Annotated in this window: 12 protein-coding genes; 4 read left to right on the plus strand and 8 right to left on the minus strand. The window is 33.3% G+C overall.

Annotated elements, in window-relative coordinates:
• The first annotated feature begins 40 nt into the window (after positions 1-40).
• The 4 genes from BLR17_RS13935 to BLR17_RS13950 all read left to right on the plus strand — a co-directional run bounded on the left by BLR17_RS13935 (position 41) and on the right by BLR17_RS13950 (position 4,434).
• Complete coding sequence (locus BLR17_RS13935; protein ID WP_066326057.1) at positions 41-988, plus strand: ATP-grasp domain-containing protein; 948 nt, start codon at positions 41-43, stop codon at positions 986-988.
• Between the two features lie 75 nt (positions 989-1,063).
• A complete protein-coding gene (locus BLR17_RS13940) occupies positions 1,064-2,170 on the plus strand; it encodes a carboxylate-amine ligase (protein ID WP_066326059.1) in 1,107 nt (368 codons plus the stop codon).
• A gap of 96 nt (positions 2,171-2,266) precedes the next feature.
• Positions 2,267-3,097, plus strand: coding sequence for a type 1 glutamine amidotransferase (locus BLR17_RS13945; RefSeq protein WP_066326061.1), 831 nt, complete (start codon positions 2,267-2,269; stop codon positions 3,095-3,097).
• A gap of 146 nt (positions 3,098-3,243) precedes the next feature.
• Entirely contained in the window at positions 3,244-4,434 is a 1,191-nt protein-coding gene (locus tag BLR17_RS13950; RefSeq protein WP_066326062.1) for a hypothetical protein, read from the plus strand.
• A gap of 129 nt (positions 4,435-4,563) precedes the next feature.
• On the opposite strand, the gene BLR17_RS13955 is transcribed toward BLR17_RS13950, so the two are convergent.
• From BLR17_RS13955 to hisF, 8 genes are all read right to left on the minus strand, one after another.
• Complete coding sequence (locus tag BLR17_RS13955) at positions 4,564-5,061, minus strand: DinB family protein (RefSeq protein ID WP_066326064.1); 498 nt, start codon at positions 5,059-5,061, stop codon at positions 4,564-4,566.
• Positions 5,062-5,079: 18 nt separating this feature from the next.
• Complete coding sequence (locus tag BLR17_RS13960) at positions 5,080-5,778, minus strand: DUF4240 domain-containing protein (RefSeq protein WP_083189227.1); 699 nt, start codon at positions 5,776-5,778, stop codon at positions 5,080-5,082.
• Positions 5,779-5,831: 53 nt separating this feature from the next.
• Positions 5,832-7,487 carry a M1 family metallopeptidase gene (locus tag BLR17_RS13965; RefSeq protein ID WP_066326066.1) on the minus strand — a complete coding sequence of 552 codons (1,656 nt, stop codon included), beginning with the start codon at positions 7,485-7,487 and terminating at the stop codon, positions 5,832-5,834.
• Between the two features lie 32 nt (positions 7,488-7,519).
• Positions 7,520-8,734 carry an ATP-grasp domain-containing protein gene (locus BLR17_RS13970; protein ID WP_066326068.1) on the minus strand — a complete coding sequence of 405 codons (1,215 nt, stop codon included), beginning with the start codon at positions 8,732-8,734 and terminating at the stop codon, positions 7,520-7,522.
• Positions 8,721-10,169, minus strand: a complete 1,449-nt coding sequence (locus BLR17_RS13975; RefSeq protein ID WP_066326069.1) for a leucyl aminopeptidase family protein — start codon at positions 10,167-10,169, stop codon at positions 8,721-8,723. The genes BLR17_RS13970 and BLR17_RS13975 overlap by 14 nt, the downstream gene beginning before the upstream one ends.
• 181 nt (positions 10,170-10,350) lie before the next feature.
• Positions 10,351-11,478 (minus strand): alpha/beta hydrolase, encoded by a 1,128-nt coding sequence (locus tag BLR17_RS13980; protein WP_074517194.1) that lies wholly within the window; start codon positions 11,476-11,478, stop codon positions 10,351-10,353.
• Positions 11,479-11,618: 140 nt separating this feature from the next.
• On the minus strand, positions 11,619-12,218 hold the full coding sequence (hisIE, locus tag BLR17_RS13985; RefSeq protein ID WP_066326070.1) for a bifunctional phosphoribosyl-AMP cyclohydrolase/phosphoribosyl-ATP diphosphatase HisIE: 600 nt from the start codon (positions 12,216-12,218) through the stop codon (positions 11,619-11,621).
• A 61-nt stretch (positions 12,219-12,279) separates the two neighbouring features.
• The gene (gene hisF / locus BLR17_RS13990) at positions 12,280-13,035 is read right to left on the minus strand and encodes an imidazole glycerol phosphate synthase subunit HisF (protein WP_066326071.1); all 756 of its coding nucleotides are present in this window, start codon (positions 13,033-13,035) and stop codon (positions 12,280-12,282) included.
• Positions 13,036-13,058: the final 23 nt, after the last annotated feature.

Here is a 13,058-nt window from a genome sequence, read left to right on the forward strand (position 1 = left end):
AACCAATACAATTATAAAATAGTAAACGAAACTAAATCGTATGAAGAAAATTGGAATTCTATTTGGAATGGAAGACACCTTTCCGCAAGCTTTTATTGACAGGGTAAATTCAAAAAACGAAAAAGATATTATAGCTGAAGCTGTATCAATAGATAAAGTAATACAAAATAAAGGAGGCGAATATGCCGTGATTATTGATAGAATTTCGCAGGACGTGCCCTTTTATCGTGCCTTTCTTAAAAATGCCGCATTAACCGGGACGAATGTTATTAATAATCCGTTTTGGTGGAGTGCCGATGATAAATTTTTTAATAATGCCTTAGCCGACACCTTGGGAGTTCCATTGCCTAATACCGTTATTATTCCTTCGGCTGAACACCCAACGGATACCAATTCTAATTCATTTCGAAATCTCAAATATCCTTTAGACTGGGAAGGAATTTTTGATTATGTTAAATTTCCGGCTTATATGAAACCGTATGCAGGCGGTGGATGGAAACATGTTTACCGACTTGAAAATAAAGAAGAATTTTGGGAAAAACATCAGCAAACCGGGCAACTTGTAATGTTATTACAAGAGGAAATTGTTTTTACCGAATATTTCAGAGTGTATTGTTTAGGCGCAAAGGCGGTTAAAATTATGAGATACGAACCCAGAAACGAACCGCATTTACGTTATGTACACGATGGTCCTGCTATAGACAAAAAATTATCTGCAACTATTAAAGATTACACTATTAAACTCTGCAAAGGTCTGGGTTATGATTTTAATACGGTAGAATTTGCGGTCCGTGATGGGATTCCTTATGCAATCGATTTTGGAAATCCTGCTCCCGATGCTGATGTCAATTCAGTAGGTGAAGAAAATTTTGAGTGGGTGGTTGAAGAAGCTGCAAAAATGGCCATTGCCTCCGCAAAAAAGCAAAAGCCCGGAAAAATAAATTTAACATGGGGAACTTTCATTAAAGAAGCCGTAATAACTAAATAAAACCACAGCTAAGAAGTATTTTTTTTATAGATTAGTATTTATAGAAAAAACCACGATTAAATTATAGAATTGAGAATGAAAAAATTGCCTGTTTTTACTCTTGGTATTGAAGAAGAGTACCAAATTATAGATCCCGAAACCAGGGATTTGCGTTCCCATTTATCAAAAATTGTAGATGGAGCGAAAATACTTTTAAACGAACAGGTAAAGGCCGAAATGCACCAGTCGGTTGTGGAAGTAGGAACTAATATCTGTAAAAATGTAAAAGAAGCCGAATGTGAGATTAAATTCCTGAGGACTAAAATTGTGGAATTAGCCGAAAAACAAGGACTTATTGTAGGTGGAGCCGGAACTCATCCGTTTTCAAAATGGCAGGATCAGCCCATAACCGATGACCCGCGTTATCATAATATCATCAACGAATTGCAGGATGCAGCGCGTTCCAATTTAATTTTTGGGATGCACTGTCATGTGGGAATCGAAAACCGCGAAGTAGGTTTAAAATTAATCAATCAGGCTTGTTATTTCCTGCCACATATTTTTGCATTATCTACTAATTCTCCTTTTTGGGAAGGAAGACAAACAGGTTATAAATCCTATAGAACCAAAGTTTTTGATAAGTTTCCCAGAACAGGACTTCCTGAATATTTTGATTCGGTAGCTTCTTATGATAATTTTTTAAATACGCTGGTAAAAACCAATTGTATCGATAATCCTAAAAAAATCTGGTGGGATTTGCGCCTGCATCCATTTTATGATACTATCGAATTCCGTATTTGCGATATGGCATTAACGGTTGAAGAAACCATGTGTATCGTATCTATTATTCAGGCTATTGTAGCCAAATTATATCGTATCAATACTCAGAATTTAAAGTTTAGTTCTTATCGGTTGGCACTGATAAAAGAGAATAAATTCCGTGCCGCCCGTTACGGAATTGAAGGTAATTTGATTGATTTTGGACTTCAAAAAGAAGTAGAAACTAAATTACTAATCATAGAATTATTGGACTTTATTGATGATGTTGTAGACGAATTAGGAAGTCGGGAGCATGTTAACTATGCCAGAGAAATTCTGAAAAATGGTACCGGTGCCGATAAACAATTAGTCGTTTTTGAAAAAACAAAAGATTTGAAAAAGGTAGTTGATTTTATAACGACCGAATTTACTAAAGGTTTGTAAATTATTATCTTATCTTTGAGTAATTGTTTTTTTAATAGAAATAAATGAGATGAATAGAACTGAAAATGAAGCTAAAAAAACAAAAATAATAAGCTTATGAAGAAGAAAAGCATAACAATAGCAATATTGGATATGTACAATGGAGAACCTAATCAGGGAATGCGTTGTATTATTGATATTGTGAATCGGTTTGCATCTTTTGTGAATTTTAAAATATTTGATGTACGGGGAAAAGCGGAATTGCCCGAAATAGATCAGTTTGATATTTATATTTCGACCGGAGGACCGGGAAATCCGTTGGAGGGCGATGGAAATTGGGATGTTAAATTTTACGCTTTTATTGATGAAATTGTAAAGTGGAATAATGAAAATCCAATAAAAAAACACGTTTTGTTTATTTGTCATTCTTTTCAAATGGCGTGTAAACACTTTGAACTGGCTGAAATCACCAAAAGAAATGATACTTCCTATGGCGTAATGCGTATTCATAAAACGGCCGATGGATTGGCAGATCCTTTATATGAAGGTTTGTCCGACCCTTTTTATGCAATTGATTCCAGAGATTATCAGGTGGTGCAACCCAAACTAAGTGTTTTTGCTAAAAAAGGAGCTAAAATTATTTCACTCGAAAAAATACGGGACAATGTACAGTACGAAAGAGCTATTATGGGAGTACGTTTTACAGATCATTTAGTAGGTACTCAATTTCATCCCGAAGCCGATCCTATTAGTTTTCTTTCGCATTTGAGAAATAAGGAAACTAAAGATAAAATAAGGAAAATGAAAGGCAAAAGAAAATTTAGAAATATGCTTGAAGATTTGTTAGATGACGATAAAATTTATAAAACCAACGAAACGCTAATCCCAAATTTTCTCCGCTCCGCTATAACTGACCTGATACAATCTAAAAAAATCATGTCAAATTAATTATAATTATTCATTCTATAAGTAGGATCACAGATTAAGCAGATTAAAGAAATTATCGCAAATAGCGATTTAAAAAATCAAATATTTCTTTTTATTTATTCAATTAATATAATCTGTGTTCCAATTTTTTTAATAATTAAATCTATATGATTTCAAAATATCGAGAATTATTTAACGAACTATTTACTCAGAAAAAATACCAGGAATTAAAAAAAGATATTGCTCAGGATTTTGATTACGAACCCACATTTCGATTAGGAGAAACCCCTTTTTTTATTTCTAACGAATTAAAATCACAATTAATAGAGGGTTGTAATGAAGTTATAGCTTTAATTCAAAAAGAAGATTTTAAACATCTTACAGATAGATCTCTAGAATTGAATAATAATATTCCAAACGAAGATAATCATACTACATTTTTATCGATTGATTTTGGTATTTGTGAAGAAAACGGAAATGTAATTCCTAAATTAATTGAAGTACAAGGATTCCCTTCTTTGTTTAATTATCAAAACAATTTATACCAAAAATTTCAAAAGCATTATCCTTTTTTAGGAGAGTTAACGCCTTTTTTCAATACTATCAGTCCCGATGATTATCTTAAAAATCTGGAAGCTGTTTTTTGTAATAATCATCCAAAAGAAAATGTAATTCTGTTAGAGATTGAGCCTGAAAAACAAAACACAAAAATTGATTTTTATTATTGCAAAAGAGACTTAGGCTTGTCGATTGTATGTGTGACCGAAGTTATAAAACGAGAAAACCAATTGTTTTACAAAAACGAACAAGGCAAAGAAATTCTAATCAAACGCATTTACAATAGAGTAATATTTGACGAACTTAATTTACGAACCGATTTAAAACTAAACTTCAGTTTTTCAGACGAACTGGATGTAGAATGGGCCGGACATCCCAACTGGTTTTTCAGAATCAGTAAGTTTATTTTGCCTTTGTTAAAAGGCAAATATTTCATTGAAACTACTTTATTGAGCAAACTAAAAGAAATTCCGGAAGATTTAGAAAATTATGTATTGAAACCTTTGTTTTCTTTTTCCGGTTCAGGTGTGATTTTTCACGTAAAGAAAGAAGACATTGAAGCTGTTAAGGACAAAGAACTTTATATTCTTCAAAAAAAAGTCAATTATTTACCTATAGTACAATCACCGGACGGCAAAGTTAAAGCCGAAGTACGCATACTTTGCACCTGGAAAAAAGACGATGCTGCTCCTACTCTTTTGTGTAATTTAGTGCGTTTGAGTCGTGGAGAAATGATTGGCGTAAAATACAATCAGGACAAAGACTGGGTGGGCGGCACTATCGGATTGTTTGAAAGGTAATTTTATTAGTTCCGAATTAATTTTTAAAATAGTTTAACCACAAATTGCACAAATTTACATGAATTGATTTGTAAAAATTTGTGCAATTTGTGGTCAATTAAAAACTACTGTTTTTTTTCAATGTTTCTTTTAGAATTTTTGATCATCGGCAGAAGGGCCATAGCTTCCCGGAAGTGGAATATTGTTCAAACGATAATAAACTCCCAATTGAGCGCGGTGGTGTGTTATCTGATTTAAAGCATGTCTAATTGCACCATATTTACTCCATTCGTTTAATGTTTGTCCGTTCATTTTGATTGCCCAACTTGGTTCTAAATCTTTTTCAGCTGCTTTTTCCAGGGCTGCTTTTCCGGCAGAGTAATCAGTTTCTAATTTCTGCATCAATTCTTCTTTGCTATTGAGAATGGTAGGTTTGTATTCATTTTTTCCAAAATCCAATTCAGAAGTAGTTAAAATTACAGCAGGCCAGGCAAAAATCTCAACAATATGCACAGCAAGCGGCATCATTTTAAAGCTTTTTTCATGTGGAGTATAATCATTTTTTCCTTCAGGGAAATTTTCAATAAACTTTCTTGTGGTTTTATATTCTTGATCTAACTCGGTTATTAGGTTGGCTAATGTGTTCATTTTTTTGATTTTTTTTAATTAGTGAGTCATAAATTTTTTAAACAAAACAGGACAAACTTTTTCCATTGTTTTAGGATCATCAACATTCCAGTTGAATTCTAATAATGGATAATTTTCATCAGTGGTTTTAAAATTTTCATAATCAATGTAGGCTTGCAAATCTTTATTGGTCATGTTTTTAAAAGCTTCTACCGCTACATACCAAAACCCTTCAAAATCATAGGTTTTTGGTTCGTTTTCGACCAAATTAACCAAATAATCAGGGTTTTCCATTGTTTTATAATAAGCCTCTTTTCCTCTGGAAATTAGCCAACATCTGAAATAATCAAAACCATCATCGGCTTTACCATTGCTGATTACAAAATTAGCACACCACAAATTAGAGGTATAAGAATCAAATAAAAGTTTGTCGGTTCTTAAACGAAAACCAATCATTTCCTTGGGCGAAAGCTGCTCTAATGCCGACGTTAGGAATAACTCCTGATCTTCCTGATTTTTAGTTTCCTTTAAGGATTTTTCAATAATTGTCCAATAAGTTTCTTCATCTAACATTTCATTTGAAGGCGCCAACTGAATAGAATCCAGGTTAATTTTTGGAGCCGTTTCAACTGAATCAGCCAAGACTACTAAATCATCTTTCTTTACCTTGTTATTTTGTGCATAACTGGTTAAAGTAAATATAAAAACAGCAGACAAAAGAAAACGAGATGATTTCATATGAATAGAGTATTTAAAATTGAACTTTTAAATTCACTATAAAATTAGTCTTTTTAATTTGTTATAAGCTTTGAAGTAATATAAAAATTAGAATCAATAATCAATTTTGAATTTTCTTCACTATATGATTCACTTTTCCAATTAGTTTCTGGTTTTATCCATTTTTCAACTCCGTTAATACTAATTTTTATTGGTATCGAAAAATTAGCTACACAGTTAGTCCAACGATAAACCAGTTTATTTTTTTCAAAATAATATTCTAATGTTGGTATTCGGGTATCTCTCAAATATTGATTAAAAAATGGATTCAAATCCATTCCTGTTTGCTCGCTTAGGTAATCCTCTATTTGTTTTGTAGTTACTGTTTGATGATAAAAAGTAGAATTTAAACCTCTTAAAATGCTTCTCCATTTTGCATCATCATTCACTATTTGGCGTAAAGTATGCAGCATATTTCCTCCTTTAGGATACATGTCGCCGGAACCTTCATTATTTACATTGTAATGACCAATGATAGGAATATCGTTTTTAATATCTTTTCTCGTTCCTCTAACATACTCAGCCCCGGCATTTTTTCCGTAATAATATTCCACAAAAAGACTTTCGGCATAGTTTGTAAAACTTTCATGAATCCACATATCAGCGATGTCTTTGTAAGTAATATTGTTAGCAAACCATTCATGTCCGGATTCGTGAATAATAATAAAATCAAACTTTAATCCCCAGCCTGTACTGCTCATATCATGTCCTAAATAACCGTTTTGAAAACCATTACCATAAGTAACCGAACTTTGATGCTCCATGCCTAAATAAGGAACTTCGACCAGTTTGTAACCATCTTTGTAAAAAGGATAAGGTCCAAACCAATATTCAAAAGCTTTCAACATTCGGGGAGCATCTTTGAATTGCTTTTTGGCTTTCGCCAAATCAGCTCTCAAAACATAATAGCTACAATCCAAAATTCCTTTTTCACCTTTATATTTCTCGGAAAAAGAAACATAATCTCCAATATTGATATTCACTCCGTAATTATTTATCGGATTGGAAACATACCAGTTATAGGTTGTCGTTCCGTTTTTTAATTTTTTAACGCTTAGCAAACGGCCATTGGAAACATCCATTAAATCCGAAGGAACATTAACACTTATGTACATGTCATCGACTTCGTCATACATATGATCTTTGTTTGGCCACCAAACACTGGCACCAATTCCCTGACAGGAAGATGCAATAAAAGGTTTACTATTACTATCTCTTTTCCATGTTATTCCTCCATCCCAAGGCGGGCTTTTAGCGACTTTAGGCTTACCCTGATAAAAAACAGTAAGCTCATTTAGAGTTCCCGGTTTTTGTAATGAAACCAAATCTATAAAATAAGCATTCCCGTCCCGGCGGTATTTTAGGACATTCCCATTCTGAATGACTTTCGTTATTTCAAGAGGGGGTTGCAAATCTATCTGCATTATATTATACTCCTGTAACACAAGATATTTAATAGTGTTAGAGCCTGTAATTGTACTGTCTGCAGGATTTACTTTTATGTTTAAATGATATTGTTTTAAATCCCACCAGGATCTTTCCTTTGTGATACTTCCTCGCAAACTATCCTGTCGGGTAAATAAAATAGTCTGTTTATCTAAAAGTTGTTGTGCCTTAATTTCATTGGAAATAAAGGAAGAAATAAAAAATAAAAAACAAAGAATTCTCATTGTGGTTAAAATCAATCTTTAAACTAAAACAGTTAGTGTAAATGAGTTATTTTATTTTGTTCTAAAACAGCGGTATAATCTGTTATTAAACGTTGGCTATAATCCTTAACCAATTCTAAAATTCGTTCGTTTTTATCCGATTTTACGATTAATCCTGCATGAAAATCCAAAGGTACTCTAAAACAGATTTCAGTATCTGTAAAAGAAGTCAAATCCGGATTTTGGAATTTAGATAAACTTAAAACAATGCCTGCATATTCTTTTCTAACTTTAGGCAAGTTATACTTTTTTTCTTTAACGAAAGCATCTTCAATTACAGCCCATTCTTTCCAGAGATTAATATCAGATGCTGCTTCGACCATTTCGGCTAAATGAGCACCGCCAACACGGGAAGACGTTTCGAGAAAATGAATTTTTCCACTTTCTCTGCATTTTATAAATTCGGTATGCGCAGCTCCCTGTTTTAAACCAAAAGCTTTTAAAACAGCCTGATTTACTTTCTTGATCTCAATATCATCTTCGGAATTGTAGGGAACAGTAACACTCCTGAAAACGCCTCCTCCCTGAGAAATTTCCATAGGTGTAGCCAGATATTTAGAACTTATACTAAACAAAACTTTATTATCCAGAAGCAAACTATCGCAATGGTATACATCTCCGGGGATAAATTGTTCCAATAAATATTTAAAACGATTGTCTCCCAATTCATTAATGTGATTCCACAAATTTTCTTTGTTGGAAACTTTTATAATTCCCGAAGAAGACGCTTCAGAACGCGGTTTTAAAACCCAGGGTTCAGGAACAGTATCAGTAAAAACCGTTATTTCCTGATCATTAAATAATGAACAAAATGCCGGAATGCTAATACCAGCACTTTGTGCTTTCATTCGCATGGCTAATTTATCCCTAAAATGACGTGCTGTGGTTTGTCCCATGCCGTCAATCCTGAGGTTTTCCCTTAAATAGGCTACTTTTTCAACATCATAATCGTCTAAGGCAACGATGGCGTCTATTTTGTGGGATTTCATTAAATTCCCTATCCCTAAAAGTAAATGTTCTAAATTCCATTCGACATCCAAACCCTGCATATAGAAAATTTCGTCTATAGAATCTTTAGGCCAGGGTTTGTCTTTTAATTTTTCGCTGGTAACCAGATATACTGTATTTCCCAGTTTTTTGAGCTGAATTATAAAATCAGTCCCTTTGAAATAATTTGATATGCAAACGAATGTTTTAGCATTTTCCATGAGTTATAATTTTTTCAATGAATTTAGTCAATAAATGCACTCCATAAGCAGTTGCATGTTTTGTTTTTGTAAACTCATTGTCAAGAAATGCTACACCGGCAATATCTAAATGTGCCCAGGCAGGATGCTCCTGAGTAAAAAATTCTAAAAATTTGGCAGCACTGATAGCTCCCGCTACAGCTTTACCGCTAAAATTTTTAACATCGGCTATATCACTTTCAATATCTTTTGAATAGACATCCCATAAAGGCAATTGCCACAGGCGTTCCCCGATAGATTCACCTGTTTCCTGAATTGTTTTAACTATGGCATCATTATTAGAAAACAATGCCCCACATTCGTAACCAAAAGTAGCTACACTACTTCCTGTAAGTGTTGCTATGTCTATAAGGTATCCAGGATTATAATTTTTAATTATGTACGATAAGCCATCGGCTAAAATTAATCGGCCTTCGGCATCGGTATCAATAATTTCAATAGAATTCCCGCTATAACTTTGGATAACCTCGCTAGGTAAAAAAGATTTAGCATCTACCGAATTTTCAGCACAAGGCACAATAGCGGTGACTTTTACAGGCAGTTGCAAATCGGCTATCAATTGCATTGCTCCAAGAACAGCTGCGCCACCGGCCATATCGCATTTCATGTTTACCATGCCTGCGGTTTTAATGTTCAGTCCTCCGGTATCAAAGGTGATTCCTTTACCCACCAATCCTATGTGTTTTAAATTAGCCTCACTGCTTTTAGGACTGTAATTCATAATTACAAATTGAGCTTCATTTTTACTTCCTTTACCAACAGCAACAAAAGCGCCCAGATTTTCATTTTTGGCAGCTTCTAGTCCTAAAACTTCTACTTTAAAACCATATTGTTTTCCTTTAGCTTCGGCCCATTGAGCCAGGTATTTTGGGGTAACTTTATTAGGCGGTAAATCAACCAAAGCGAAAGTTTCCAGTTGGGCTTGGGTAAGTTTTAAGGCTTTCGATATTGATTTTGAAAAATCGCTCTTCGATAAAATGCTTAATTCAAAATCGGTCTGTAAAAACGGATGTAATTCCTCTTTTTTATAATGACCAATGTTATAAGTACCAAGATACAAACCCGAAATCATCGCTTCTGCTTGTTCTTCGGTAAAAACTTCCGGTAAAAACAAAGACACATTAGCAGTTAATGTGTCTTTTTCTTTTGAAGCGATTCTTCTGAATATTGTTTTTAACGATTTATAATCGATAGTTTTTCCCAAGCCAATAAAAATATAAACATTGCCTTTGTCTTCAGCTAAATAGTAACTGTCTTTTTTTCCATAAAAAACTTTAGAACTGATTTCTAAATTTTCAAATTTGACAGGAAGTATATTTTTAACTGAGGTTTCAAAAACAGGAACTAAAACCGTTCCTGAGAAATTTTCTAAACTATCAATTTTTCTTATTTTCATTCTAATTGTCTTTAAGTTGTAAGAGTAAAATAATGTCGTATTTTTCAATCCTATAAGTCATTTAAGTTTTTTTACTTATATAACTTAAGTAACAATAAGTGTATAGAAAATTTAATTCTTACATGACTTATATGTTTATATTATAGATCCTTGTTTACAGTATGTCATTAAATATTTCCAATTACTTAGTATTAAAAAACAGCCATTCTATGGCTTTAGGAAATTCGTCACTCCAATAGGTCTCATTATGTTTTCCTAATTTGTTGATGCTTAAATTGATTTTCATTTTATCATCAACAAATTCATTTTTTATTATTTTTTTCTTGAAAGCCTGTACATGTTCAATCATGGTTTCACTTTCGTCTCCACCAGCGTATAAATAGATTTTAGTATCTTCAGAATCTTCATGATTTTTAATTTTCATCTTTGGATCAACCCAAAGAGAAGGCGAAAAAATCATTAGTTTACTAAAGACTTCAGGATATCTCAAACCACTAAAAATACTCACCAAAGCCCCCATCGAGCTACCTCCTATTCCAGTATGTTTTCGTTCGGGTTTGGTTCTGTAATTACTGTCCACATAAGGTTTTAGTGTTTCTACCAGAAAATCGATATATTTTTTACCCTTTCCTTTTCCTAAAACGGTTTTACCTACATTGTATTCCTTAACTCTGTCTTCTTCGGCGTGCTCCACCGCTATAACGATAATTTTGCCCACCTGATATTCTGACATAACAGCTAGTTTTTTATCAATTTCCCAATTGCCGTATTCAGCATTTTCATTGAATAAATTTTGGGCATCCTGTAAATACATTACCGGATAACTTTCGGTTGAAAAATCATAATCGTGTGGCAAAAGTGCCCAGATTTTCCGGGTGGTATTTAACTGTGGAATTTCAAATTCGTCTGAAATTAATTGGATTTGTGGTAAAAAATTAGGTTTAAAAGGTAACCAGTTTTTTCTCCATCGAAACACATGTTCGTTTTGAATTCCTGTTCGTTGTGTAGTAGAACGATTCTCAGTTCGTTCACCATTGGCACCAATTTCTACTTCACTCCAATCACCTTTTGTAAATTTATACAATACCGTTTCGGGATAATTAAAATCATGAGTAAATTTAAAGTGATATAAGCCCACACCTACTTTTTCCATCATGAAATCTTTATCCTGGGTACGCCAGTCATTAAAATTTCCTGAGATATAAACCGGACGAATATCATCTTCATCTGTAGTTAATATGATATGTAATCCTGTTTCTATTTTAGAATCAATTAAATCTTCTGAAAAATGGGTTTTATCAAAAATCATGAGTTTAAGAGTGTGATGATTAATTTGCGGAAGTAAATATAACAGATTGTTATTTTTAGAAAAAGTAAAAACGAGTCAGGAGAAGAATTTAACCTTCTAATAGACTCGTTTTTACAATAAATTAACACAAAATATAGATGCTATTTCTGACGGCTTTTTAAAACATTAATAACATCGTCAAGTTTATAACCTTTAGCTTGTAATAAAATCAAATAATGAAATAATAAATCGGCACTTTCACTTAAAAATAAATTATCGTTAGCATCTTTGGCTTCGATAACCACTTCTACAGCTTCTTCTCCAACTTTCTGAGCTATTTTGTTGATTCCTTTTGCAAAAAGAGAAGCTACATAACTTTGTTCAGAATCCGCTTTTTCTCTTCTTGATTGAATGGTGTTTTCTAATTCAGAAATAAAGCCATAGCTATTTTTGTTTTGAGTTTGCCAACAAGTATCAGCACCTGTATGGCAAGTTGGTCCTACAGGAACAGCCTGAATTAAAAGGGTATCACCATCGCAATCGTTCTTAATATCAACCAAATTTAAAAAGTGACCGCTTTCCTCTCCCTTTGTCCAAAGACGTTGCTTAGAGCGACTAAAAAAAGTTACTTTTCCTGTCTCAATTGTTTTTTGATAAGCTTCGTCATTCATATAGCCTAACATCAAAACATTTTTAGTTTCACTATCCTGAATAATGGCGGGAATTAATCCGTGTGCACTTTTTGAAAAATCTATTTCCATTTTTATAATTTAATGATTGAAAAATTAAAAGATAAGCAATCTGACTTCTTTTCTCTTTTTTCTATATTCTAACTTCTATATTGTTATTTCTTAATTCGTTTTTCAACGTTTTTATTTCAATTTCTTTGAAATGAAAAACACTGGCTGCAAGGGCTGCATCGGCTTTTCCTTTTGTAAAACTATCTACAAAATGCTGAATAGTTCCGGCACCACCCGAAGCAATAATCGGGATATTTACTAAGTTTGACAATTTAGCCAAAGCCTCATTAGCAAATCCGTTTTTTGTTCCGTCATTATCCATTGAGGTAAAAAGAATTTCTCCTGCACCTCTTCTTTCTACTTCTTGTGCCCAGTCAAATAATCGGATTTCTGTTGGTACTTTTCCTCCAACTAAATGCACAATCCATTGTCCGTCAATTTGTTTAGCATCAATTGCTACCACTACGCATTGACTTCCAAATTTCTGCGCCAAATCGTTAATCAACTGTGGATTTTTAACCGCCGAAGAATTGATAGAAACCTTGTCGGCACCGTTTTGTAACAATACTTCAACATCTTCAACAGCTGAAATTCCACCACCTACAGTAAACGGAATATTGATAGTCGAAGCTACTTTTCGAACCAAATCAACCAAAGTTCGTCTCCTTTCTTCCGTTGCCGAAATATCCAGAAACACTAATTCGTCAGCTCCTTCATCCGAATAAATTTTAGCTAATTCCACCGGATCTCCCGCATCGCGCAAATCTACGAAATTTACTCCTTTTACCGTTCTTCCGTTTTTAATATCCAAACAAGGTATTATTCTTTTTGTAAGCATTCTTTTTGTTTGTTGTAAGTGGT

Source organism: Flavobacterium glycines (genome assembly GCF_900100165.1).
GTDB lineage: Bacteria > Bacteroidota > Bacteroidia > Flavobacteriales > Flavobacteriaceae > Flavobacterium > Flavobacterium glycines.